Here is a 24,564-nt window from a genome sequence, read left to right on the forward strand (position 1 = left end):
AAAAATTCGCAAAAAATAAACTGTCGTCGATCCCCCGGAGTTTTTGCACGATTGGAGGTCGACGACAGTTGTGAAATTGTGTACAAATATATTGGATACAAAAAGCAGTCTCCAAATCGGAGGCTGCTTTTTATGCTTCTGCATTCACTTCCGCGATAATAACGAAACCGATAACGGCTGTAATGACTAGCCCTGTAATCATCCACATCATCGTTTATTCCCCCCTTACCCATTTTCTTTTATTTTACACGTTTTTGCTTTGTACGAAAACGGGGGAATTTACTGTTCGTCTTCTAATTTGCGAAAATATATGTTGGCGCGGTGAGAGAAAATGATCGATGCAAGCATAAGTACAAATACGCCTCCGATTACGAGCGGGCGCTTTGTTGCGTCGATCGCTTCTGGAATGAGTGTGCCGATATATAAAAAGGCGCTAACAGCAAATAAAACGAGACTGTATGCTTTATAGTCGCGCGCTTTTCCTAACCAATTTTGTTTTTGCTCGTCCAAACGAATCGTCCCCCTTTCCTCTTTTCAATGTATCATAGGAACGGAAAAAGGGGGCGATGTAATTTATGCCAAAGCTTGTGCTAAATCTTCTATTAAATCGTCGACGTCTTCTAATCCGACGGAAATGCGAATGAGGCCATCGGTAATGCCTAGTTCATCGCGGCGTTCTTTCGGGATGGAAGCGTGCGTCATTTTCGCTGGGAGGGAAATTAAACTTTCCACCGCTCCTAAACTTTCCGCTAACGTAAAGTAGCGGACGCGCGTCAACAGTTGTTCCGCTTTTTCGGCGCTCCCAACGTCAAACGACACCATTCCGCCAAAGCCGCGCATTTGTTTTTTCGCTACGTCATAGTTCGGATGGGACGGGAGACCAGGATAATATACGCGCGTAACAGCTGGATGGTTTGTTAAAAATTCAACGATTTTGCGCGTATTTTGTTCGTGCTCTTCCATGCGAATGCCAAGCGTCTTTATGCCGCGCATGAGCAACCATGAATCTTGCGGACCGAGAATGCCGCCGGTCGAGTTTTGGATAAAATGAATGTCATTTGCTAGTTGTTCGCTATTGACGACGACAAGGCCAGCGACGACATCGCTATGGCCGCCTAAATATTTTGTTGCACTATGAATGACAATGTCAGCACCGAGGGCAATTGGCGTTTGCCAATACGGTGTGCTAAACGTATTATCGACGATCATTAATAAGCCGTGACGTTTGGCGAGCGCTGATGCCCCTTGTATATCTGTAATTTTTAATAGCGGATTCGTTGGCGTTTCAATATAAATCGCCTTCGTGTTTTGTTGAATGTGCGCTTCAATGTTTGCTAGGTCGCTCGTATCGATAAATGTTGATTCAATGCCGAGGCGGTTTAATACTTTCGTCATGACGCGGTATGTGCCACCGTATACGTCATCTGTTAAAATGACATGATCACCGCTGTTGAACAACATCATAACTGCGGTAATGGCCGCCATACCTGAACTAAACGCAAAGCCAGCATATCCTTCTTCCACATCTTTAATGAGCTGCTCTAACGCATGGCGCGTCGGGTTGCCTGTGCGTGAATATTCATATTCTTTATGCACGCCGACCGCTTCTTGTTTATATGTGCTCACTTGATAAATCGGAACAGAAACAGCCCCTGTATGCACATCTCCAGCAATGCCACCATGAATGAATTTCGTCTTTCTTCTCACGTTACATCCCGCCTTCGTAAATATGTTTACTTAAATACCGTTCGCTACTATCTGGAAACACGACGACAATGTTCGTTCCTTCTTTCGCCTGTTCCGCCTCTAATAACGCCGCATGAAACGCCGCACCAGACGAGCTGCCGACTAGCAAGCCCTCCTTTTGCGCCAGCTCTTTCACGCGCTGAAACGCATCATCGTCACGTATCGTATGAATCGCATCAAAATAGCTCGGATCCATATACGTCGGTAAAAACTCCATACCGATGCCTTCCGTTCGGTGCGGACCCGGTTTTCCACCGTTTAAAATCGAGCCTTCTGGTTCTACGACGACCGTTTTCACACGCGCATTTTTCTCCTTTAAAAATTGTGCCGTTCCCATAAATGTACCGCCTGTTCCTGCGCCGGCGACAAATACGTCAATGTGTCCGTCCAGTTGCTCCCAAATTTCTGGCCCGAGCGTTTTATAATACGTGCGCGGGTTCGCTGGATTAGCGAACTGCTGTGGGCAGTAGGAGTTTGGAATTTCAGCCGCCAACTCTTTCGCTTTTCGGATCGCTCCTTCCATCCCTTCGCTCGTTGGGGTGTTGATTACTGTTGCGCCAAGCGCGCGCATCAGTTGTTGTTTTTCGATGCTGAACTTTTCGGGGACGCAAAAAATGACGCGAATGTTTTTTCCGATCGCCGCAAGCGCCAGTCCAATGCCTGTATTTCCTGCCGTCGGTTCAATAATCGTTCCGCCTTCTTTTAACTTGCCTGTCGCGAGCGCATCGTTTAACAATTCTTGGCCTAGACGATCTTTGACGCTTCCGCCCGGGTTAAAATATTCTAATTTCGCAAATATGCGCACCCCTTTTGGCAGCGGAAATTGCGTAATTTCAACGATCGGCGTCTGTCCGATTAATTCATGCACGTTTTTCGCTACTTTCATGATGTAACCTCCCGAAAGATAAAAAGAAGGAGAGGAAAACTCTCCTATTTGTTTAACTCGTTCACCATTAATTGAACAAGCTCAGAGGAATGAAGGGCTGCTTTTTGTAAAAATTGCTCAAACGACACGTTCGACTGTTTGCCGGCGATGTCCGATAAAGCGCGAATGACGACGAACGGTACACCAAACTGATAGCATACTTGCGCAATCGCAGCCGCTTCCATTTCCACAGCATATAAATCTTCAAATTGTGTGCGCACAAAGTCAACGCGCGCTGGATCGTGCATAAAAGAGTCACCTGTTGCAATGAGCCCTTTCGCTACTTGAATGTCGCGAATGTGCGCAGCGCTCGTTTCAGCTGCTTGCACTAACCGCTCATCTGCCGCATAGCGCGCCGGCATGCCCGGCACTTGTCCGTACGCATAGCCGAATGCGGTCACATCTACATCATGATGAACAACTTCGGTTGAAATGACAATATCGCCAACGTTTAGCGACGGCGCAAAACCGCCAGCTGAACCTGTGTTAATGACGACATCCGGCGCAAACCTCTCTAACAAAATCGTTGTTGACATCGCCGCATTCACTTTACCGATACCTGATTTTAATAAAACGACGTTTGCCCCGTCTAATGTGCCGCTATAAAATGAACAATTTGCCACCGTTGTTTCTGTTCGGTTCGCTATTTTTTCTCGTAAAATGGCTACTTCTTCTTCCATCGCTCCAATGATCGCTATGTTCATCGTTTCAACCTCTTTCACTTATTGTTTGACAGCCTCCATCAACCAAACGAAGCGATTCATCGGCGTAAATGTGACCGTAAAACCGTGTGTAGTAAACATGCGGTCAAGGGCTGGAATCGTCGTATAATATTCGCGCTGTAAGTCTTCCGCTAAAGCGACGAATCCTTTTTGTTTCGCTTCTGCGATCATCGCCTCATACGCCTCGCGGTCAATAAACGCTGTATCAGCAAACACTATTTTACCACCTTTACGGAGAAGTGCGCTATATTTGCCGATCGCTTCTTCTTTTTCTTCATCGGTCAGATGGTGAAACGCATATGTGCTTACAATCGTATCAATCGGTTTGCTCGGCAACGGAAACTGTAAAAAGTCCCCGTCTTCAATCGACACATTTGCGAGCTTTTCTTTCGCAAGCTCGCGCATCGGTGCAGACGGCTCAATGCCATATACCGTTTTGTTCGCTTCAATCAATTTTTTCGTTAAATTTCCTGTGCCAACGCCGAACTCTAACACGACGTTGCCGCTTTTTTCAACGACTGTATTTAAAATCGTCTCATATCCGTCAAATACGTCACGATATTGCTCATCGTGCCCGTATACTGACGAATCGTACGACTGTGCCCACGTTTCAAAGATGTCTAAAAACTCGCGTCCCATGATGTCACACTCCATTTAAAAGTAATAATTCCTATAAGTATAGTATGAATTAAACGTGTTGCTGTTCTCAATCTATCACATTTTTTGTCGATGTTCAATGGAAATGTGTTAAACTACGGATAGAAAGGAGGAAGACGATGATCACATTTGATTTAATCCAAGATAAAGTAGAATGTTTTGAAGCGACCGATTTAGCGACGTTAGAGAAAAAAATCAATGAACAAATTGAACATAATAAAGCGATTTTACTTGAGGTACATCACGTATCATATCAAATGCAACGATTAGAAAACGGACAGCTCCTTTATAGCGCGCTCGTGCATTTTAAAGCAAAAAAATAGAGCGTTACGGACGACGCTCTATTTCTTTTAGTTGTTGCACTTTCGTCGGCTTCCAGCCTTCATTCGTTACCCATTCGATAAATACTTTATAATGTTCCGTTTTATCTTTTTTCGAGACGGTAGCAACCGCATGATTCGGGCTTCCCCCATTTCCGATAAACCAAACGATAAGATCGGACGAAGAAATGCCTGTCGCATAACTAATAGCATCGAGCATCTCTTTCCAATCGACCGAATTTTTATCGTATTGTGTCACATGTGGCTCAGATTGGGTCGTACCGATCGGCTGCCATGTCGAATTGACGATTTCACGAATCACGTTTGAGTTTGGATCATCAACAACCGTTTCCTCGACTTGTTCCTTGTTTTCTTCTTGTTCTGTTTGTTGTTCAGATGGTTGTTGTTCGTTTGTTTCTCGCTCGCTCATTTCGACTTCAACCGGTTGCGGAGAGGCGTTCGTCTCCTTCACCGGACGGTCGTTGGCAAACAGCCATTTCCAGCCGAAAAATAAAATGAGCGCGAACACAATCGTAATGAACGTATTTAAGATGCGGTTTACTTTTCTTTGTTTTGAACGTTTCGCAAAACGGCTGCTCACTCTTCGTTCCTTCCTTTCTGTTCTAACTCGTATGTTGCCCGAACGATATCGGCAAAAATAGCGTTTGTAGCTGAGGCAGATGACGTTGTTTCTAATTGTACCACAACGAGCGCGTATTTTGGACGATCAGCCGGAAAATAACCTGCAAACCATTTGTTCACGATCCCTTCTTTCCCCGTTTGTGCCGTTCCCGACTTTCCAGCTACCGAGTAAGGCAATGATTGAAACGAACGCCCGGTGCCTTCTCGGTGCGTGACGACAAGCCGCAAAAGTTCTTGTAATTGTTCAACCGTCTCTTTCCGTAACGAATCCGTTGTCAGTCGCTGCTCAGCAAAGGTGAAAAACGTCGTTCCATTTTTATACATCATTTTTTGGGCCACACGCACTTGTTTCGCCTCGCCACCGCGCGCAATCGTCGCCATCATATTCGCCACCGCAAGCGGTGAGAGGCGCACATCTTTTTGCCCAATGGACGTTTGAGCAACGGCAAGGGGAATTTTTTTATCCCGTTCATCGATCCAAATCTTTCCTTGTTTCTCTTCACGAAGCGGACGAAATGATGAAAAATGATACACATCCCCTTCCCAGCCGACGCGCGGAAGCAAACCGAGTTTTTGTGCATATATATCAAACATCTTTTCGTCTATGGCGATTAGCTGCTTTCCTAACTCGGCAAACGTGTTGTTACAGCTAATTGCAAAACTATCTTCAAACGTGCGCGTTCCTTTCTTTTTTTCTTCCGGTTCGCCGTTAATTTTTCGATTGCAGTTAAACTGCTGTCCTTGGACAAGCCCATGTTCAAGCGCCGCAGCGGCAACAACAACTTTAAAAATGGAGCCTGGCACGTGAGGGAGTAGCGCTTGATTTTGAGCGGCATTGTTTGCATACGGATCTCGCTCGTCAATCGCCGGGGCGCTAACGAGCGCAACGAGATCGTTCGTTTCAATATCAAGCAAGACGACAGCACCTTTTTCCATATGATGTTGTGCAACGATTTGTTCGACACGTTGCTGAAGGGAACGGTCGATGGTCGTCTGCACGGTAATTGGATAAAACGGATTTGCTTGTTCTGTATATTTCACATCCATGCCAAACAGCGGTTCACCACGCGCATCGACATGATACAATAGCTTTGCTTCTCCGTCTGGAATTAAAAATTCATCAAATGAGCTTTGCAAGCCAGATACGCCAATTTTCATATTTGGCGATAACTTTCGCTCTCCGTATCGTTCTTTTAGCACCTTTTCGTTTTGGCCGAGCAGCCCAATCAAATGTTGAGCATATTTTTCTTTCCGTTCGATTTGCTTATGCACAGCAATAACGCCCGGAATGCGCATCTCATTTATCCGTTCCATTTGCCACGGCTGAAGTTGGACAGGCTGTTGACCGTCATGTAAAATGATTGGTCCTTTCGCTTCTTCTAGCTGTCGCTTGATCGCTTCTTTCGGTAACGAAATGATCGTTGCGATGTCATCGATTGGCCAGTCGATTTTTTTTAAAAACGGAAATAAAACGAGCGTTGGGACGTATGCATACGTCAGCGGCTCACCGTTTCGATCGACAAACAACCCTCGTCCATCATCAATGACAAGTTGTTGCGTACGTTGGGTGACGCTTGCTTCAATTAAATTTACACCGTGAAATGATTCGGTACTAATGAGTTGTAGTTGAACGAGTCGTCCCATTAATGCGAATATACATAGTTCAACGATCGTTAATATGATGATCATTCGTTTTTTTACCATAAAAAACACCTCGTCTTCATTGTCGACGAGGTGTTGTCTTTTAAAACCTATTTTACAGCAATGATTTTTACAACCATATCGCCACCCGGCGTATGAACTGTCACTTCTTCACCGACGCGGCGACCGATCAATGATTTGGCGATCGGAGAGTCGTTCGAAATTTTCCCTTCAAACGGATCAGCTTCCGCGCTCCCGACGATCGTATACGATTCTTCTTCTCCGTCTGGAAGCTCAATAAATGTTACCGTTCTTCCAAGCGATACGATGTCCGTCGTTTCTAAATCTTCTTCAATAATTTTCGCATTGCGAATCATATTTTCAAGCATTTGAATGCGTGATTCAACGAATGCTTGTTCATCTTTTGCCGCATCGTACTCCGAGTTTTCCGATAAGTCGCCGAAGCTGCGCGCAATTTGAATGCGTTCAACCACTTCTTTACGCTTTACCGTTTTTAAATATTCAAGTTCTTGTTCGAGCTTCTCCTTCCCTGCTTTCGTCATTGGGTATTCTTTTTCCATTGACATGTAAACCACTCCTTTTTATTTATGTACGGAAAATGTACGAACGATCTGTTCGTACAAAAGACAAAAAGTTTACATATTATCTATGCTATGGTATTACAAAATAGACTTTTGTTCAAGAATCGTTTGAATTTTTGTAACCATTAAATCGATGGCGACATGGTTATGTCCGCCTTCTGGAATAATAATATCGGCATATCGCTTCGTCGGTTCAATAAATTGATTGTGCATCGGGCGCACGACGTTTACATATTGTTCAATGACCGACTCAAGCGTACGACCGCGTTCTTTCATGTCGCGCAATAAGCGGCGAATGATGCGAATGTCAGCATCGGTATCGACGTACACTTTAATATCCATTAAGTTGCGCAATCGTTCGTCTTCTAATACAAGAATACCTTCTAAAATAATGACATCTTTCGGTTCGACGCGAATAACTTCGTTTGAGCGCGTATGAAGCGTATAATCGTATACAGGCTTATCAATCGGCTCGTAATTTAAAAGTTTGTTAATATGCTCGATGAGTAAATCGTTATCAAAAGCGAGCGGATGGTCGTAGTTCGTTTTTAAACGTTCTTCAAACGGTAAGTGGCTTTGATCTTTGTAATAATAATCTTGCTCGAGCATTAAAATAGAATGTCCTTGAAAATGTTCATAAATAGCCTTCGTAACGGCCGTTTTCCCCGAACCGGAGCCGCCAGCGACCCCGATGACAACCGGTTTCTTCCTCATGTTAGCGCCCCTTTCTCATCATGTTGTATGGGAAAACTTCGCGATCGACTTTAAAACGAACAATTTGAAGCGGATGGCGAGCAGCATCAAGCTCATTTCCTTCCTCATCCCAAATCGTTTCAATAACTTGTGTAAAGTTTTCAATCTCAGGACCGAAAAACTCAACTTCATCGCCCGGTTTGAAGAAGTTGCGTTGTTGCAACGTCACGATGCCTGTTTCTTTATCATAATCAAGCACAAGTCCGACGAAATCGTACGTCGTCTTTTTACTATGAACGCCAAACATTTGCTCTTTATAACCCGGAACACCTTCAAAAAAGGCTGGCGCTGTGTCACGGTTCGCGCATTTATCAAGCTCATCTAGCCACTCTTTGCGAATGACGAAATTGTCAGGATCTGCACAATATGCATCAATCACTTTACGATACACGCTCGCAACCGTTGCGACGTAGTGAATCGACTTCATCCGTCCTTCGATTTTTAAACTATCAATGCCAAGCTCAATCATTTTCGGAATCGATTGAATTAAGTTTAAGTCTTTCGGGCTCATCGCAAACGGATCATCGTTTTCATCAAATAATGCGATGGCGCGGTCACCCTCGAGCTTGTACAAATCGTAATCCCAGCGGCACGACTGACAACAGCCGCCGCGGTTCGAGTCGCGCGCGGTCATATGGTTACTTAATACGCAACGTCCGGAATACGCAATACACATCGCACCGTGAATAAACGTTTCGATTTCAATGTCGACTTTTTCTTTTATTTCGCGAATTTCTTCCGCGCTTGTTTCACGAGCTAAGACGACCCGTTCAAGCCCTTCTTCTTTCCAAAATTGCACCGCTTTCCAGTTCGTGAGCGACTGTTGCGTACTTAAATGCACCTCTAACTTTGGTGCGACGCGGCGCGCGGTTTCAATAATGAGCGGATCAGCGACAATAATGCCGTGCACTCCAACGCGCTCTAGCCCGCGCAAGTACTCTTCTAGCCCCGGAATGTTTTCGTTATGTGCGTAAATGTTTGTCGTCACATAAATTTTCGCTCCGTATTTGCTTGCAAATTGCACACCTTCCGCCATTTCTTCAAGCGTAAAGTTGTCGGCATTGGAACGAAGACCGTATTCTTGTCCGCCGATAAAAACAGCGTCCGCTCCGTAATGAACTGCCACTTTTAGCTTTTCTAAGTTGCCGGCTGGAGCGAGCAGCTCGGGCTTTTTCACAATGACACGCTTTCCATTAATGATTTGTGAGATGCTCACACGTCTCCCTCCTTTTCATTTAATATACCGTTTCTTTGAAGAAAAAGCCGGTGTCTAACGGGCGATGTTGCGGTTGAATCGCTTCAATTTCTGCAAACAACTTCGCTTTTTCTTCTTCGTATTGTTCGCGATGTTCTACGCATAAATCAATGGCGCGGCGATATTGTTTCGTTACTTCGGTAATATACTCTGGCTCATGAAGCACGCCGTCAATTTTAAAACTATCGATGCCCGCATCAATCATCTCTTCTAATTCATCAATAATACAAATATCGTTCGGACTCATAATATGCGTGCCGTTTTCATCTTCAAAAATTGGATAGCGATTATCGCGTTCTTTATCATATAAAAAGAGCCCTTTCGTATATTTCATTTGTTGTACTTCCATAAACTTTCCTTGATATTCGAAATAGTTGCCGATGAGAGAACGTTTCGATTGGAACATGCACGTCATACCGTGCACCTGCACTTCGATTTCCACTTCGGCATGCTTTTTTATATCAATGATTTCTTCCATATTTAACTCGCGCGCGAGAACGGCGCGTTTTGCTCCTTTTCGTCCCCAATAGTTGCACGCATACCAGTTTGTCGCTGTCGTTTCCGTATTCCAATGAAGCTTCATATGCGGCGCGACTTCACGTACCGTCATTAACACAGCTGGATCACCAAATACGATCGCATCGACTTGTTGTTCCGCTAAAAAGCGCACATAATCACTTAATTCGTCCACTTTATCGTTATGAAAAAGAGCGTTCATCGCCACATATACGCGTACACCGTACTTTCGTGCCACGTGCATCGCATCGACGATATGTTGTCGGGAAAACTCCCCTGCTAAACGCAAGCCGTACCGCTGTTCACCAATAATGACGGCGTTTGCTCCCGCTTGAGCGAGCTGTTCCATATGAGCGACGCTCGTTGGTGTGACAAGCAATTCTGGTTTTTTCATTTTATTCACCTCGTTTTCTTGATATCGCCATTCCGTCACCGATCGGAATGATGACCGTCTCATAACGCGGATGCGCCATAAGCCATTCGTTATATGCTTGAATTTTTTTAATGAGTTGGCGAATACGTTTTTGTTCCACTCGTTCGTCTAAAGCGACAAGCCCTTTAAACAAGACGTTATCCGTTATAATGATGCCGCGTTCTGTTAAAAATGGCTCGTACAACTCAAAAAAGCGGCGATATTGTCCTTTTGCCGCATCAATAAACAACACATCAAACGGGGCATATGTTTTCACTTCATCGCTCATAGCGAGCGCATCGCCAAATAACAACGTAATTTGCCCTTTCGTATTCGTTTGCTCCGTGTAAGCGAGCGCTTGGTTATAGCGCGCTTCATCTCGCTCGATCGTGACAATGTTCGCATTCGGTAGCGCTTTTGCCATCCGAATAGCAGAGTAGCCAATAGCTGTGCCGATTTCTAATATGCGCGCCGGTTGAATAAGTTTTAATATGTGCAACATCGTCTCGATGCTCAGCGCATCCATAATCGGAACTCCGTGGTCGCGCGCATATCGTTCCATAGCCACGATCGCTTCATCTTTTTCTGGAAGCAATGATTCAATATATTGAACAATTTCCTGATTTACCAACGAACCGTCCTCCTCGTAAAAACAAGAGTTCAAACGAGTTGAACTCTTGTTTCATCACGATCCATAACTTTATATATACTATCATAATTCAAAACAAAATGCGAACGTTTTATTGCTTTCCGATATATTTTGCCTTTTCCCGATTGTGTTCGTCAAGCGTTTTTGTAAAAATGACATCGCCCGCTGGCGTTGCTAAAAAGTAAAAGTAATCCGTTTCCGCTGGATGAAGCGCCGCATGAAGCGACATTTCGCCTGCGTTTGCAATCGGCCCTGGCGGAAGTCCTTTATACATATACGTATTGTAAGGCGAGTTTACTTCTAAGTCTTTGTAGTATACACGCGATTTATGCTGTCCGAGCGCATATAAAACGGTCGGGTCCGTTTGAAGCGGCATTCCTTTTTCAAGACGATTGTAAAAGACGCTGGCGATTTTTTCACGATCCGCCTTTTCGGTCGCCTCTTCTTCAATTAAAGATGCCATCGTCAATAGCTGATGAACAGTCATGCCGCGCGCTTCCATATCTTCTGCATATTTCGCTAACACTTCTTCCGTTTTAGCAATCATCGTTTCGATTATTTCTTCAAGCTTTGGTTTTTCTTCTGTAAACGAATATGTCGCGGGAAATAAATATCCTTCGAGCGCATAACGAATATCTTTGTTCAACATATCAGCCGTTAAAACGGTAGGATATTTTTTCATCAACTCTTCAATGTACGTACGATTTGTTAATTTCGCCATCACGTCTTGCGAGGAATAGCCTGTTTTTTGCGAAATAATCGTCGCAATTTGCGTCAGCTGCTTTCCTTCTGGAATCGTTATTTTCAGCTTCGCTTCCTTCACGACTTTTCCTGTTTTCAGTTGTTCGGCAATTTCTCCTAACGTCATCGCTTTTGTAAACGTATAACGGCCGGCTTGAAAATCGGCATGGTTTTTAAATTTTACGTAGTAGCGAAAAATCGTTGCATCTTTCACTACGCCGTTTTTTTCTAATATGTTGGCAATCGTATATACGGATGAGCCGATCGGAATGTCTACTTGAATAGGTGTTTGGTCATCTGGATCGACTGGCTGCAACGCGGAACGAATATATACAAACAAGCCAATGCAAGCAACAATCATAAGGAATAAAAGAGGTGCAGTAATATATAAAACAATTTTTCGCACCGTTTTCGCTTCATGTTCTTGTAACATGCGTCATCCTCCCCTCACTTTTGACATTATACTACAAATGAAGACATGACATAAATAAAAAAAAGAAGCTGACGTGCAGTCAGCTCCTTATCCTTCCATCTCTTCTTCGTCTTCTTCCTCGCCGAGGAACGTGTTTAACATTTCTTCAATCATATCCCATTCTTCTTCTGTTTCGATCGGCTGCAGTTCTCCTGCTTGTCCGTCTTCTCCTGGAATGAAAGAAGAAGCATGAATTTCAATTTCGTCGTTGTCATCTTCTTCTGCACCGATTGGATAGTACAACACGTAAGATTTTCCAAACTCTTCAGATTCAAATGTAAACAATACTTCGCAAAGTTGCTCGTTGCCGTCTTCATCGACGACCGTAATGTGTTTTTCACCGTGTTCCATCATGTTCACCTCAATTGTTTATTGTCTAAATACGACTGTAAAATCATCACTGCGGCCATTTTGTCAATGACTTGCTTTCGCTTTTTTCGACTGACGTCCGCAGCGATCAACATCCGTTCTGCCGCCATCGTGGATAATCTCTCATCCCATAAGACGACAGGGAGTGAAAACGTCTGTTTCACTTGTTCGGCAAAACGTTTTGTCGCCTCACCACGCGGTCCGATCGTACCGTTCATATTTTTCGGAAACCCGATGACGATTTCTTCGACCGCATATTGCTCAATGAGCTGCCGCAAACGGTCAAAACCATACTGCCCGCTTTCTTCATCAATGCGGATCGTCTCGATGCCTTGGGCTGTCCATCCTAACTCATCGCTTACGGCAACGCCGAGCGTTTTCGTTCCAACATCTAACCCTAAAATACGCATGTCGCTATTCCTCACGATGTGTTCGTAAATAAGATTTCACTAATTCTTCAATTAATTCGTCGCGATCGACTTTGCGAATTAAGTTTCTGGCATCTTTATGACGCGGGATGTAAGCTGGATCACCAGACAATAAGTAGCCGACAATTTGGTTAATCGGATTATACCCTTTTTCTTGCAATGCGTCGTATACGGTAAGCAACACTTCCCGAACGTCGACGTCCATCGGTTCTTCTGGGAAGTTAAATTGCATCGTGTTATCAAACGATCCCACCGTTCTTTTGCACCCCACTCTCACGTTCCATGAAATCTGGTATATCCATCCTTACATCCATTGTACACGATTTCCATCGTTTATTAAACAGATTTTACCCATTGTTCGACAAATTTAAGTGCTTCGTCTACTTTATTCGCATCTTTTCCACCTGCTTGCGCCATATCCGCTCGGCCACCGCCACCGCCGCCGCAACGCGTCGCCACTTCTTTAATGAGCTTTCCTGCGTGATAGCCGCGGTCGATTAAATCGTCTGTTACACCGGCAATTAAGTTTACTTTATTTTGTTGTACAGAAGCAAGTACAATGATTGCCGATCCTAATTTTTGTTTTAAATCGTCGACCATCGCACGCAAGCCGTTCATATCTACGTTATTGACTTTGTTTGCGACAAGTCGAATGCCGTTTACTTCTTTCGCCTCGTTTACTAAGTTTTCTGCTTCCATATGGCTTAAACGGGCAGAAAGCGATTCGTTTTCTCGCTGTAATTCACGCATATCGTTCATTAACGTATCGATGCGCGTTAATACGTCTTTCGGGTTCGTTTTTAGTTTTTCCGCTGCTTCTTTTAATAATGCAATTTGATCGTTCATTAAACGATACGCCGCTTTTCCTGTCACCGCTTCAATGCGTCGTGTACCAGCGCCAATACCGGACTCTGAAACGATTTTAAATAAACCGATTTCCGCTGTATTTTTGACGTGGCAGCCGCCGCAAAGCTCTAAACTATAATCACCCACTTGTACCACGCGTACGATGTCGCCATATTTTTCTCCAAATAACGCCATTGCTCCCATCGCTTTCGCTTCATCAAGCGGCTTGTAGTCAATGACAACAGGGATGTTTTTCCAAATTTGTTCGTTAACGATTGCTTCAATTTGCTCAAGTTCTTCTTGTTTCACTTGGCCGAAATGAGTAAAGTCAAACCGTAAACGATCAGGCGCAACGAGTGAGCCTGCTTGGTTGACATGCACGCCAAGCACATCTTTTAATGCTTGATGCAACAAATGCGTTGCTGTATGGTTTTTTACAATATCGACGCGCGCAGCTTCATCGACACGCGCTGTATACGTGCCGTTCGTTTGAATGGTGCCATGTTCAACGACAATATGATGCAAATGTTGACCGTTTGGCGCTTTTTGTACGTCTTTCACGTACGCCTTTCCTGTTTCCCCTTCAATCCAGCCGCGGTCGGCAATTTGTCCACCGCTTTCTGCATAAAACGGCGTTTCACGCAACATGATTTGCGCCTCTTGCCCTTCGCTTACTTCGTTTACAAGTTGACCGTCTTTGACGATCACTTCAACAACAGACGAAACAGAAAGTTGATCGTAGCCGACAAACGTACTTTGTACTTTAATATCGCCTAATACGCCGCCTTGTACTTGCATCGAATCGACATCTTGACGAGCTGCACGTGCGCGCTCGCGTTGACGTTCCATCTCGCGTTCAAAGCCGTCATGGTCAATTTTCATCCCTTCTTCCGCCGCGTACTCTTCCGTTAATTCAACAGGGAAACCGTACGTATCGTACAAGCGGAATACGTCTTCGCCGCTAATCGTATCGCTGCCGCGTGCTTTTTCTTTTTCAATGACGCTCGCTAAAATCGCCAATCCTTCATTTAACGTTTCATGGAATCGCTCTTCTTCGTTTTTAATCACTTTTTGAATAAACGCAGCCTTTTCTTTCACTTCAGGGTAATAGTCAACCATAATTTCACCGACAACGGGAACGAGTTCGTACATAAACGGACGTTGAATGTTTAGTTGTTTCGCATAGCGAACGGCACGGCGCAACAAACGGCGCAACACGTACCCGCGTCCTTCGTTTGACGGGAGCGCCCCATCGCCAATCGCAAACGTAACGGTACGAATATGGTCAGCAATTACTTTAAATGCTACGTCTTTTTCTGCATCGGTGCGATACGTCTCACCTGAAATTTGTTCTGTTGCACGAATGATCGGCATAAATAAATCCGTATCAAAGTTCGTCGGTACGTCTTGTAAAATGGAGCACATCCGCTCGAGTCCCATACCTGTATCAATATTTTTCTTCGGCAGCGGAGTGTACGTGCCATCTGGATTATGGTTAAATTGCGAAAAGACGAGGTTCCATACTTCTAAATAACGTTCATTTTCTCCACCTGGATATAATTCTGGGTCGTTCGGGTCGTTGCCAAATTGTTCGCCGCGGTCATAAAAAATTTCTGTATTCGGCCCGCTCGGCCCTTCCCCAATATCCCAAAAGTTTCCTTCTAACCGAATAATTCGCTCTTCCGGCAACCCGATTTCGTTATGCCAAATATCGAACGCTTCTTCATCTTCCGGGTGAATCGTCACAGAAAGACGGTCTGGATCAAAACCGATCCATTTTTCACTCGTTAAAAACTCCCATGCCCAATGAATCGCTTCCCGTTTAAAGTAGTCGCCGATAGAAAAGTTTCCGAGCATTTCAAAAAACGTATGGTGGCGCGCCGTTTTTCCGACGTTTTCAATATCGTTTGTGCGAATCGACTTTTGCGCGTTGCAAATGCGCGGGTTGTCTGGAATGACGCGGCCATCAAAATATTTTTTTAACGTCGCTACGCCGCTATTGATCCATAAGAGCGATGGATCGTCAATCGGGACGAGCGATGCGCTCGGCTCAACCGCGTGACCTTTTTCTTTAAAAAAGTCTAAAAACATTTGACGTACTTGAGCAGATGTTAGCTTTTTCACGTTTCCTTCCTCCCTTAAAAATATAAAAAACTCCCATCCCTGCTCAGGGACGAGAGCTTGCTCGCGGTACCACCCTGTTTATGGACAGATGTCCATCACCTCAACCGCCGTAACGTGGCTTCGTCGGCAGGGTTTGCCTGCACTCAGGATTAGCGTTCTGTTACCCTTCATCTGGAATTTCTTTCAGCCGCGGAAATTCCTCTCTGTGCGCCAAAAGCGCGTTAAGATGGACTGTAACATACTCGATCCTTCATCGTTTTTTTTATGTATTACTCTTGTGAAAATTATAGACAAGCCCCTTTTTTTTGTCAATGTGCCATCGTTTTCAACGAGCGAATGTGGGGGAATGTCGCCTTCGCAATGGCAACGATAGGGACAGCAACAATTAAACCGAGAACCCCTCCAACTTCTCCACCGACAAATAATGAAAACATGATGATAAGTGGATGTAAATGTAAACTTTTCCCGACGATAAGCGGAGATAAAATGTTTCCTTCAATAAACTGCAAAACAAAGATGATGCCGACAGTAAGAAGCAACATGTTCATCGATACCGTCGCAGCAATGATGGCCGCTGGAATGGCGCCAATGATCGGGCCGAAATATGGGATGACGTTCGTCACACCGACAATGATGCCGAGCAAAAGTGGATATTTCATGCCGATGAGCCAAAACGAAAGCGTGGCAGCTGTCCCAATGAGCAAGCATACGAACAATTGCCCCCGAATATACCCGCCGAGCGTTTTATCAACATCGCGCAAAAATTGAACACCTTTTTTACGCCATTTGTTCGGAGTTAGCTCCCATGCTGTTTTTTTAATAAGTTCGACATCTTTTAACATGTAAAAAGCGATAAACGGGATAATAAAGAAGACGATGAGACGATTAATCCACTGTTTTAACCCGATAATCGTGCCTGTTACCGCTTCGCTAATAAACGATTCCGCTTCTGTTATCAACGCTTCAACCCGTTTATGCACATCGTAAGGCCATGTCGCCGTCTCTTCGTGAATAGTCGTTGTCCACTGTTCATACGTGCGCACAAACATCGGCAAACTTTTATTCAAGTCTTCTAGCTGAGCAATAAATAGCGGTGTACCTTTGTAAATAGCGAAGCCGACTCCCCCAAAAAATAACGCATAAATAAAAAGAATCGCTAACGCCCTCGGCATGCCACGCCGATGAATATATTCGACGACTGGATGAAGCAAATACGTAATAAACGCGGCGATGAGAAACGGTGTAATTAATTTGATCAACATATGTAGAAATGGTAGCCATACGTTCTTTAATTTCACAACGAAATAAATCAAAATGACAACGAGCAACATTTTCGTTACGCGAACGAAAAAGTGGATATGCGGATGTTCCAAAACAATCCCTCCCTTACTTATATAGTGTGAAAATAAAAGGGAGATGTTATACAACAAAACGGCACCCTATAAGCAGGATGCCGTTCGTTGTTACATAAATGGGCGCAACATTTGTTTGCCGACTTTCCTCACATTGCGCATATTCATGCCGCCGTTTCGTTGTGCTAATTGGTAGGCAGCAACCCCTGCACCGATCGCAATTAAAGAAGCGATTGTTCGATTCATCGTCATTCTCCTTTCATTACGAAGACAAAGTTCGTTCTTGTTCACTAAATAAATCGTCGAGCGAGCTGAGCGTTCCATCTTCTTCTACTTGATGCGTATAAATCATCCCTTTTTGAACGGTTAGCTCAATAAAACAATTCCAGCAATAATACTGATTCGCTCCTATTTTCCCTAAATCTTTACTTTGGCAATTCGGACACTTTAACATAAAAAGGCACGCTCCTTTTTGTTTTTTCTTCTATCATTGGCATTTTTTTACGAAAACATACGTTCAATCCAGAAGAGAAGCGTGCCCATGTTCGTGTCCATCGTTATGTTATGTCATTTTCCATGAAGTCATACGGGGTAACACCTTCCATTCCGATGTTTGCATCTTCCATCGGAAGCAACGACTGTTCAGGCGAAATGATTGCTGTTAATTTGTCATATAACGTCGTTTGTCTCGTTCCATCATCTGTTCGCATCACCCCGAGCTGGAACGCTTCTTCTTCGCCACATAAAATTAAGTATTGTTTACTGCGCGTCACTGCTGTGTATAATAAATTGCGCCGAAGCATACGATAATAACTTTTTACAACCGGCAAAATGACGATCGGAAATTCGCTTCCTTGCGATTTATGAATCGAACAACAATAAGCGTGTGTAATTTGGTGCAGTTCTTGTTTCGGATATGTTACTTCATTTCCATCGAACGAAACGACGACAAGGTCTTGCTTTTCCACGTTTTCATTCGCGTAAAAAATCGCAACAATTTCACCAATGTCCCCATTAAAAACATTTTCATCCGGCTGATTAACAAGTTGTAGCACTTTATCACCGACGCGATATGTTACATCGCCGAAAACAAGTTCTCGCTTTTGTTCATCTTTTGGGTTAAACAGTTGTTGCAACGTCTCATTGAGCCGATCAATTCCTGCATGTCCACGATACATCGGCGCAAGCACTTGTACATCTTTGGCGCGATACCCTTTTTGCTTCGCATTTTCAGCAACTTTTTTTACTACGTCTACAACTTGTCCACCTGTGCATCGAATGAATGAACGGTCCTTTTGCGGCAAAGTCAAATCATTTGGAATATGCCCATCTTTCATCGCATGGGCAAGCGAAATAATTGATGAACCTTCCGCTTGGCGATAAATATCTGTTAATCGAACGGTCGGAATGACGTTTGCGCGAAGTAAATCTTTCAACACTTGTCCAGGACCAACAGATGGGAGCTGGTCTTCATCTCCGACAAAAATGACTTGCATAGACGATGGGACGCACTTCAACAATTGATTAGCTAACCACGTATCAACCATCGACATTTCGTCAACGATAAGCAGCTTGCCGCGAATCGGTTCATTTTCATCGCGTTGAAACCCTTCTCCGCTCCAACCGAGTAAACGATGAATCGTCATCGCCGGCAGGCCGGTAGATTCCGTCATGCGCTTCGCTGCTCGTCCGGTCGGGGCAGCAAGTAAAATCGGAAACGGCTCGTCCGCATCATAGCTCGCTGGATCAAGCGACAGTCCGTGCAATTTCGCAAACAAATGTACGATACCTTTAATAACCGTCGTTTTTCCCGTTCCCGGTCCACCTGTCAAAATAAATAACGGAGAACAAATCGCTCGTTGAATCGCTTCCTTTTGCTTTTGGGAATATTGCATGTTTGCTTCTTCTTCCCATTCCCCGAGCGCCAGCAAAAATTCCGCTTCAGAAAATGTCGCCATATCCGATTGTTGCAACAATCGTTTAACGTTTGACACAATGCCCTTTTCAGCGAAATAGAGGGAAGGAATATAAAAACGATCTTCTTCCATAATTAACTTCCCTTCTTCGGACAAGTGAATCATTTCACGGGAAATGCATGCAACGTCAATTTGTTCTTCGCGTTTCGCTTCTAACAGTCGTTTCACTTCATCAAGCACTTGTTCATACGTCATATATACGTGACCTTCTTGCATACAATGTTGTTCCATGACATATAAACAGCCGGCGCGGATGCGCTCTGGGTGATTGCCAGAAATGCCAAGCTGCAACCCGAGATCGTCAGCGCGTCCAAACCCGATTCCTTCAACATCTTCAACAAGTTGATACGGATTAGTGCGGATGACTTGAAGCGTTTCATCTTTGTACACTTGATAAATTTTCATCGATAATTGCGGACCGAAGCCAAATTGTGACAGCGCAATCATAATTTGTTCTAACCCTTCATGTTCGCGCAACGTTTCGTATAATTGCTTCGCCTTCGCTTTCGTCAACTTCGGCACATGGTCAAGCACGTCGGGATCTTCTAATATTTTAGAAATAGCACGCTCCCCTAACGTTTCCACGATCGCCGCCGCTGTTTTTTTACCGATTCCTTTAAACATTCCACCAGATAAATATTGAATGACGCCTTCTTTCGTTTCTGGAAACTCTTTTCGAAAATGGTCAACGACATATTGTTTTCCAAAGCGCGGATGTTCTTTAAACGAGCCGAAAAACGTGTACGTATCATACTCGATAAGCAAAGGGAAATAGCCTGTTACAACAACATCTTTTTCTATATGCGCCTCGTTTGTTTCTTCGACGCGTACACGAATGACGGAATATAAATTGTCTTCGTTATGGAAAATGGTACCGATATGGACGCCTTTAATAAACGACCGTCCGTCTAGGTCTAACTGTTGTTGCAACGCCCTCTCCCCCTTTTCTTATTGTAGCGCTCGTTCCATTAACTTTTTCCCGTGACCAGCTAACAAATGATCAGATTGAATCGCAAGCGCCTTTTCAAACATCGTACGCGCCGTTTGTGGATCGTCTTTGTACGCATAGGCAACGCCTAAATTATAATACGCATCGGCATGCTCGTCGTTTAGTTGAATTGTTCGTTCGAAATATGTCATCGCTTCATCGACAAACTGCAATTGCGCTAAGCAAAGTCCGAGTTGAAACGTCGCTTCCACGTCGCGCTCGTTTAATTCCACCGCCCGTTGCAAATACGGCATCGCCAAGCGCGGTTGCTCTAAATACATAAGCGACATACCGAGCATAAAAAATACATCACCGTCCGTTAAACCGGCTTGAATGGCACGTTCAAACTGCTCTTTCGCCCGTTCGAACTGTTGGCGATTGTAATAAATCGATCCGAGTCCGTAATACGCCGTTGCCGCTTTTTCATCAAGTTCAAGCGCTTTATGAAAAAAACGAATCGCTTTGTCTTCTTCCCCAACCGCCGCCAGTACGTTTCCAAAATTAATGTAGCCGACAGCGTCGTTTGGTTGTTTTTCAATTGCCTCGTGAAAGCATTTGACTGCTTCTTCATACTTTCCTTGCTGCATATATTGAATACCTTGTGCGTTGTAATCCATCCATATCACCTCATATCAACATTATAACAAAAAAACCTTCAACTCGTCTGTCGAGTTGAAGGTTAGCCAACGTATGTGAGCCGTTTTCCATCGCGGAACACTTGATCAATCGTACCGCCACCGAGACATCGTTCGCCGTCATAAAAAACGACGGCTTGTCCCGGCGTTACTGCGCGAACACGTTGGCTAAATGAGACACGTGCTGTCGTCTCATCGATCATTTCTACTGTAACGGGTACATCCGGCTGGCGATAACGAAATTTCGCTGTGCACGAAACTTGTCCGCTCGGCCTTCGATCACTTACCCAGTTTACGCCCGTCGCAATGATTTCATCCGAATAAAGAAGTTCATTATCAAATCCTTGTGCTACGTATAAAATATTTTCTTTTACATTTTTTCCAACGACGAACCACGGCTCGCCGCTTCCACCGATACCAAGTCCATGACGTTGTCCGATCGTATAGTACATCAATCCGTCATGCGTTCCTTTTACTTCTCCATCGAGCGTTTGCATGCTGCCCGGCTGCGCTGGTAAGTAATTGCTTAAAAATTGTTTAAAATTGCGCTCGCCGATAAAACAAATGCCTGTACTATCTTTTTTCCCTGCTGTCGCAAGCCCTGCTTCTTTCGCGATTTCACGCACTTGCGCTTTTTGTAGCTCCCCAATTGGAAAAAGCACTTTCGATAATTGAGCTTGTCCGAGCTGGTTTAAAAAGTATGTTTGATCTTTATTGGCATCCAACCCGCGCAACAGTTCATACTCCCCATCGCGATAGGCGACGCGCGCATAATGACCTGTCGCTAAATAATCGGCACCAAGCGCCATCGCATGTTCTAAAAATGCTTTAAATTTAATTTCTTTGTTGCACATCACATCTGGATTTGGCGTACGACCCGCTTTATATTCATCTAAAAAGTACGTAAACACTTTCTCCCAATATTGTTTTTCAAAATTGACCGCATAGTACGGAATGCCAATTTGATGACAAACACGTACAACATCTTCATAATCTTCCGTCGCAGTACATACACCGTTTTCATCTGTATCGTCCCAGTTTTTCATAAAAATACCAATAACATCGTACCCTTGTTGTTTCAATAAAAGGGCAGCAACAGACGAATCGACTCCTCCTGACATTCCAACAACTACTCTTGCCATTTTTCCCCCTCCTTTCACGCTTTCGTTAGTCTTTTTACAATTTTTGATATTTCCTGTGCGGCACGTTCTATTTGTTCTAACGTATTCCCGTATCCGAAGCTAAAACGAACGGATGAACGAATGCGATCCGACTCACTTCCGTACATCGCCACGAGCACATGGGATGGATCAATCGAACCAGCCGTACACGCGGAACCGCTTGATGCCGCAATGCCAGCTAAATCTAAATTAACAAGCAACGCTTCCACATTTGTCCCGAAAAAAGCGACGTTTAATACGTGCGGCAAGCGAGACGTTTCACGACCATTGATGGCGTAACGAATTCCTTCTCGTTCAAATGTGTTCAACATCACATGCTGAAACTGTTCATACAACATGCATTTTTCGGCCATCGTTTGTTGAGCGATTTCAGCTGCTTTTTGCAATCCGACAATGCCTGGTACGTTTTCTGTCCCTGCGCGCCGCTTCCGTTCTTGTTCTCCACCATATATGTGTGGGATAAGGCGAACGCCTTCGCGCGCATATAAACATCCTACACCTTTTGGCCCATTAATTTTATGGCTAGACAGAGAAAGTAAGTCAATGTTCATCTCATTGACGTCAATCGGAACGAGCCCGTACGCTTGCACAGCATCCGTATGAAAATATGCTCCATGTTCACGAAGCAAGTGACCGATTTCGTTAATCGGCTGCAACACGCCTGTTTCGTTATTTCCGAACATAATGGATACAATGATCGTATCATCGCGCAAAGCACGTTTCACTTGCTCGACGGAAACCGTTCCATGTTCATCCACAGGCAAATACGTCACATCAAATCCTTGTTTTTGTAAATATTTGCACGTATTTAATACGGCATGGTGCTCTACAGACGTTGTAATAATATGACGACCTTTTTCACGATTTGCCATCGCCACGCCGATGATCGCTAAATTGTCTGCTTCTGTTCCGCCGCTCGTAAAAATGATTTCGTTCGCCTTTGCTCCAATCGTTTTCGCTATCGTCTCCCGCGCCTCATCAAGCGCGCGTCGACTATCACGACCAAATGAATGAATGCTTGACGGGTTGCCAAAAAACGTCGTCATATAAGGAATCATCGCCTCTATCACTTGCGGATGAACAGGAGACGTCGCTGCATGATCTAAATAAATGCGCTCCAAATACATTCTCCTTTCTTAAATATAAAACATATATGCACCGCCATCGTCTTCCGTATGGCTCGCTAAGTCTTCGAGCGTCGTGCTATCTAGCACTTCTTTTACCGCATCGCGAATGCGCATCCACAATTCGCGTTTCGCTGGCTCTTCGTCTTCTAGTTCTTCAACGACTTGCAACGGACCTTCTAGCACGCGAATGACATCGCCTGCTGTAATTTTTGACGGCTCATTCGCTAACACATAGCCGCCATATGCTCCGCGAATACTTTTGACTAAACCGGCGTTTCGCAACGGGGAAATGAGCTGTTCTAAATAATGTTCCGATAAATTGTTCATTTGCGCAATCGATTTTAACGAAATCGGCCCCTCTCCATGCCGCTTGGCCAACTCAATCATAATTGTTAAGCCGTATCGGCCTTTCGTAGATATTTTCAAACTGATCATCCCCTCATTCACTGTCAAAAGAAACACAAGCCATTATAACATAAAAATGCGTCGCAAAGGAACGTTACTGCTTCTTCCGTTCATTTAACCGCTCATATACATGGGCAAGCTGTTTTTCTTCGCCGCTTTGCTTTGGTTTGTAATATTGCATCCCGATTAAGTCGTCTGGCAAGTATTGCTGTTCTACCCAGCTATACGGATAATCGTGCGGATATTTATATCCTATTCCGCGGCCAAGACGTTTAGCGCCGTCATAATGAGCATCTTGCAAATGTAGCGGAATCGATTGTCCTTTTCCGTTTCGCACATCATGAATGGCCGCATCAATCGCCTTATACGCGCTGTTGGATTTTGGGGATAAGCACATGTCAATCGTGACTGTAGCAAGAGGAATGCGCGCCTCTGGCATGCCAAGGCGTTCAGCCGCTTGAATCGCACTCATCACTTTTACGCCGATGAATGGGTTTGCTAATCCGATATCTTCGTAGGCAATGACAGCTAAGCGACGGCAAACGGCGGTCACGTCCCCACCTTCAAGAAGCCGAGCTAAATAGTGAAGCGCGGCATCTACATCGCTGCCTCGCACGCTTTTTTGAAAAGCAGATAACAAAGAGTAATACGTATCTCCTTGTTTATCATACATCAACGCCTTATTTTCTACACAAAACGAAACAGTTTGTATATCGACGATAGCACGTTGATCCTCTTGTTTCGTCGCATATACCGCCTCTTCTAACATCGTTAATGCGGCGCGCGCATCACCGTTTGCCCCTTCTGCAATCATAACAAGCGCTTCATCACTTATATCAATATGCCAATTTCCAAGTCCTCGTTTCGGATCATGAAGAGCTCGACGTAATAGCTCTATCGTTTGTTCTTTTGTTAAAGGATGCAACTGTTTAATTTGCCCTAAGCGACTACGAACAGCTGGATTGATGGAATGAAACGGATTTTCGGTCGTCGCACCAATGAGTGTAACGAGCCCGTTTTCAACGTGCGGCAATAAATAATCTTGTTGCGCCTTTGTAAAGCGATGGATTTCGTCAATAA

At 44.4% G+C, this 24,564-nt stretch carries 27 protein-coding genes; 1 reads left to right on the top strand and 26 read right to left on the bottom strand.

The genetic code is table 11. The annotated features are described in order from the left end of the window. Positions 1-279: 279 nt before the first annotated feature. The 5 genes from V7Z64_RS03785 to V7Z64_RS03805 form a co-directional block, all read right to left on the bottom strand. Positions 280-510: a YrhC family protein gene (locus tag V7Z64_RS03785; protein WP_297989951.1), complete on the bottom strand. Its 231-nt coding sequence runs from the start codon at positions 508-510 to the stop codon at positions 280-282. Between the two features lie 63 nt (positions 511-573). Next, entirely contained in the window at positions 574-1,707 is a 1,134-nt protein-coding gene (locus V7Z64_RS03790; RefSeq protein WP_297989953.1) for a bifunctional cystathionine gamma-lyase/homocysteine desulfhydrase, read from the bottom strand. A 1-nt stretch (position 1,708) separates the two neighbouring features. After that, on the bottom strand, positions 1,709-2,632 hold the full coding sequence (locus V7Z64_RS03795; protein ID WP_297989955.1) for a PLP-dependent cysteine synthase family protein: 924 nt from the start codon (positions 2,630-2,632) through the stop codon (positions 1,709-1,711). Between the two features lie 44 nt (positions 2,633-2,676). Continuing rightward, positions 2,677-3,375: a 5'-methylthioadenosine/S-adenosylhomocysteine nucleosidase gene (gene mtnN / locus V7Z64_RS03800; RefSeq protein WP_297989957.1), complete on the bottom strand. Its 699-nt coding sequence runs from the start codon at positions 3,373-3,375 to the stop codon at positions 2,677-2,679. Positions 3,376-3,393: 18 nt separating this feature from the next. After that, positions 3,394-4,032: a class I SAM-dependent methyltransferase gene (locus V7Z64_RS03805; protein WP_297989959.1), complete on the bottom strand. Its 639-nt coding sequence runs from the start codon at positions 4,030-4,032 to the stop codon at positions 3,394-3,396. Positions 4,033-4,169: 137 nt separating this feature from the next. On the opposite strand from V7Z64_RS03805, the gene V7Z64_RS03810 reads away from it, so the two are divergent. Beyond that, positions 4,170-4,373 carry a DUF2536 family protein gene (locus V7Z64_RS03810; protein WP_003396161.1) on the top strand — a complete coding sequence of 68 codons (204 nt, stop codon included), beginning with the start codon at positions 4,170-4,172 and terminating at the stop codon, positions 4,371-4,373. Positions 4,374-4,377: 4 nt separating this feature from the next. On the opposite strand, the gene V7Z64_RS03815 is transcribed toward V7Z64_RS03810, so the two are convergent. From V7Z64_RS03815 to V7Z64_RS03915, 21 genes are all read right to left on the bottom strand, one after another. Continuing rightward, a complete protein-coding gene (locus V7Z64_RS03815; RefSeq protein ID WP_297992403.1) occupies positions 4,378-4,971 on the bottom strand; it encodes a YrrS family protein in 594 nt (197 codons plus the stop codon). Beyond that, positions 4,968-6,716 carry a peptidoglycan D,D-transpeptidase FtsI family protein gene (locus V7Z64_RS03820; protein WP_297992401.1) on the bottom strand — a complete coding sequence of 583 codons (1,749 nt, stop codon included), beginning with the start codon at positions 6,714-6,716 and terminating at the stop codon, positions 4,968-4,970. The genes V7Z64_RS03815 and V7Z64_RS03820 overlap by 4 nt, the downstream gene beginning before the upstream one ends. Before the next feature lie 47 nt (positions 6,717-6,763). Next, positions 6,764-7,240, bottom strand: a complete 477-nt coding sequence (gene greA / locus V7Z64_RS03825; protein ID WP_297992399.1) for a transcription elongation factor GreA — start codon at positions 7,238-7,240, stop codon at positions 6,764-6,766. 93 nt (positions 7,241-7,333) lie between these two features. After that, the gene (gene udk / locus V7Z64_RS03830; protein WP_297992398.1) at positions 7,334-7,969 is read right to left on the bottom strand and encodes a uridine kinase; all 636 of its coding nucleotides are present in this window, start codon (positions 7,967-7,969) and stop codon (positions 7,334-7,336) included. A gap of 1 nt (position 7,970) precedes the next feature. Further along, on the bottom strand, positions 7,971-9,224 hold the full coding sequence (locus tag V7Z64_RS03835) for a peptidase U32 family protein (RefSeq protein ID WP_297992397.1): 1,254 nt from the start codon (positions 9,222-9,224) through the stop codon (positions 7,971-7,973). A gap of 19 nt (positions 9,225-9,243) precedes the next feature. Further along, entirely contained in the window at positions 9,244-10,173 is a 930-nt protein-coding gene (locus V7Z64_RS03840) for a peptidase U32 family protein (RefSeq protein ID WP_297992396.1), read from the bottom strand. A gap of 1 nt (position 10,174) precedes the next feature. Next, positions 10,175-10,822, bottom strand: coding sequence for an O-methyltransferase (locus V7Z64_RS03845; RefSeq protein WP_297992394.1), 648 nt, complete (start codon positions 10,820-10,822; stop codon positions 10,175-10,177). Positions 10,823-10,931: 109 nt separating this feature from the next. After that, entirely contained in the window at positions 10,932-12,014 is a 1,083-nt protein-coding gene (gene mltG / locus V7Z64_RS03850) for an endolytic transglycosylase MltG (protein WP_297992391.1), read from the bottom strand. An 87-nt stretch (positions 12,015-12,101) separates the two neighbouring features. Beyond that, positions 12,102-12,404: a DUF1292 domain-containing protein gene (locus tag V7Z64_RS03855; protein WP_297992389.1), complete on the bottom strand. Its 303-nt coding sequence runs from the start codon at positions 12,402-12,404 to the stop codon at positions 12,102-12,104. 5 nt (positions 12,405-12,409) lie between these two features. Then, on the bottom strand, positions 12,410-12,832 hold the full coding sequence (ruvX, locus tag V7Z64_RS03860) for a Holliday junction resolvase RuvX (RefSeq protein ID WP_297992386.1): 423 nt from the start codon (positions 12,830-12,832) through the stop codon (positions 12,410-12,412). A 4-nt stretch (positions 12,833-12,836) separates the two neighbouring features. Beyond that, the gene (locus tag V7Z64_RS03865; protein ID WP_219986020.1) at positions 12,837-13,103 is read right to left on the bottom strand and encodes an IreB family regulatory phosphoprotein; all 267 of its coding nucleotides are present in this window, start codon (positions 13,101-13,103) and stop codon (positions 12,837-12,839) included. Positions 13,104-13,186: 83 nt separating this feature from the next. Further along, positions 13,187-15,820 (bottom strand): alanine--tRNA ligase, encoded by a 2,634-nt coding sequence (alaS, locus tag V7Z64_RS03870; RefSeq protein WP_297992382.1) that lies wholly within the window; start codon positions 15,818-15,820, stop codon positions 13,187-13,189. Between the two features lie 308 nt (positions 15,821-16,128). After that, positions 16,129-17,193 (bottom strand): AI-2E family transporter, encoded by a 1,065-nt coding sequence (locus V7Z64_RS03875; protein WP_003396188.1) that lies wholly within the window; start codon positions 17,191-17,193, stop codon positions 16,129-16,131. Between the two features lie 90 nt (positions 17,194-17,283). Further along, positions 17,284-17,424 (bottom strand): YrzQ family protein, encoded by a 141-nt coding sequence (locus tag V7Z64_RS03880; protein ID WP_006320530.1) that lies wholly within the window; start codon positions 17,422-17,424, stop codon positions 17,284-17,286. 10 nt (positions 17,425-17,434) lie between these two features. After that, positions 17,435-17,626 (bottom strand): hypothetical protein, encoded by a 192-nt coding sequence (locus tag V7Z64_RS03885; RefSeq protein ID WP_003396198.1) that lies wholly within the window; start codon positions 17,624-17,626, stop codon positions 17,435-17,437. Between the two features lie 103 nt (positions 17,627-17,729). Then, positions 17,730-20,078 carry an SF1B family DNA helicase RecD2 gene (gene recD2, locus V7Z64_RS03890; RefSeq protein ID WP_297992374.1) on the bottom strand — a complete coding sequence of 783 codons (2,349 nt, stop codon included), beginning with the start codon at positions 20,076-20,078 and terminating at the stop codon, positions 17,730-17,732. Between the two features lie 18 nt (positions 20,079-20,096). After that, complete coding sequence (locus V7Z64_RS03895) at positions 20,097-20,753, bottom strand: tetratricopeptide repeat protein (RefSeq protein WP_297992370.1); 657 nt, start codon at positions 20,751-20,753, stop codon at positions 20,097-20,099. Between the two features lie 62 nt (positions 20,754-20,815). Then, positions 20,816-21,913 carry a tRNA 2-thiouridine(34) synthase MnmA gene (gene mnmA / locus V7Z64_RS03900; RefSeq protein ID WP_297992368.1) on the bottom strand — a complete coding sequence of 366 codons (1,098 nt, stop codon included), beginning with the start codon at positions 21,911-21,913 and terminating at the stop codon, positions 20,816-20,818. A gap of 14 nt (positions 21,914-21,927) precedes the next feature. Continuing rightward, complete coding sequence (locus V7Z64_RS03905; protein ID WP_297992367.1) at positions 21,928-23,073, bottom strand: cysteine desulfurase family protein; 1,146 nt, start codon at positions 23,071-23,073, stop codon at positions 21,928-21,930. Positions 23,074-23,088: 15 nt separating this feature from the next. Then, positions 23,089-23,505, bottom strand: a complete 417-nt coding sequence (gene cymR / locus V7Z64_RS03910) for a cysteine metabolism transcriptional regulator CymR (protein WP_297992364.1) — start codon at positions 23,503-23,505, stop codon at positions 23,089-23,091. A 73-nt stretch (positions 23,506-23,578) separates the two neighbouring features. Continuing rightward, positions 23,579-24,564 (bottom strand): replication-associated recombination protein A (locus V7Z64_RS03915; RefSeq protein ID WP_297992361.1); only part of this gene is annotated, 986 nt, incomplete at its 5' end.

It is taken from the genome of Anoxybacillus sp., from assembly GCF_036834105.1.
Classification (GTDB): domain Bacteria; phylum Bacillota; class Bacilli; order Bacillales; family Anoxybacillaceae; genus Anoxybacillus.

What these genes read in the sequence shown, in the direction of transcription:
- V7Z64_RS03795 (WP_297989955.1), bottom strand. Translation starts at nt 2,632, where the DNA reads ATGAAAGTAGCGAAAAACGTGCATGAATTAATCGGACAGACGCCGATC.
- mtnN (WP_297989957.1), bottom strand. Translation starts at nt 3,375, where the DNA reads ATGAACATAGCGATCATTGGAGCGATGGAAGAAGAAGTAGCCATTTTA.
- V7Z64_RS03805 (WP_297989959.1), bottom strand. Translation starts at nt 4,032, where the DNA reads ATGGGACGCGAGTTTTTAGACATCTTTGAAACGTGGGCACAGTCGTAC.
- V7Z64_RS03810 (WP_003396161.1), top strand. Translation starts at nt 4,170, where the DNA reads ATGATCACATTTGATTTAATCCAAGATAAAGTAGAATGTTTTGAAGCG.
- V7Z64_RS03820 (WP_297992401.1), bottom strand. Translation starts at nt 6,716, where the DNA reads ATGGTAAAAAAACGAATGATCATCATATTAACGATCGTTGAACTATGT.
- greA (WP_297992399.1), bottom strand. Translation starts at nt 7,240, where the DNA reads ATGTCAATGGAAAAAGAATACCCAATGACGAAAGCAGGGAAGGAGAAG.
- udk (WP_297992398.1), bottom strand. Translation starts at nt 7,969, where the DNA reads ATGAGGAAGAAACCGGTTGTCATCGGGGTCGCTGGCGGCTCCGGTTCG.
- V7Z64_RS03840 (WP_297992396.1), bottom strand. Translation starts at nt 10,173, where the DNA reads ATGAAAAAACCAGAATTGCTTGTCACACCAACGAGCGTCGCTCATATG.
- mltG (WP_297992391.1), bottom strand. Translation starts at nt 12,014, where the DNA reads ATGTTACAAGAACATGAAGCGAAAACGGTGCGAAAAATTGTTTTATAT.
- V7Z64_RS03855 (WP_297992389.1), bottom strand. Translation starts at nt 12,404, where the DNA reads ATGGAACACGGTGAAAAACACATTACGGTCGTCGATGAAGACGGCAAC.
- ruvX (WP_297992386.1), bottom strand. Translation starts at nt 12,832, where the DNA reads ATGCGTATTTTAGGGTTAGATGTTGGAACGAAAACGCTCGGCGTTGCC.
- V7Z64_RS03880 (WP_006320530.1), bottom strand. Translation starts at nt 17,424, where the DNA reads ATGACGATGAATCGAACAATCGCTTCTTTAATTGCGATCGGTGCAGGG.
- V7Z64_RS03885 (WP_003396198.1), bottom strand. Translation starts at nt 17,626, where the DNA reads ATGTTAAAGTGTCCGAATTGCCAAAGTAAAGATTTAGGGAAAATAGGA.
- V7Z64_RS03895 (WP_297992370.1), bottom strand. Translation starts at nt 20,753, where the DNA reads ATGGATTACAACGCACAAGGTATTCAATATATGCAGCAAGGAAAGTAT.
- mnmA (WP_297992368.1), bottom strand. Translation starts at nt 21,913, where the DNA reads ATGGCAAGAGTAGTTGTTGGAATGTCAGGAGGAGTCGATTCGTCTGTT.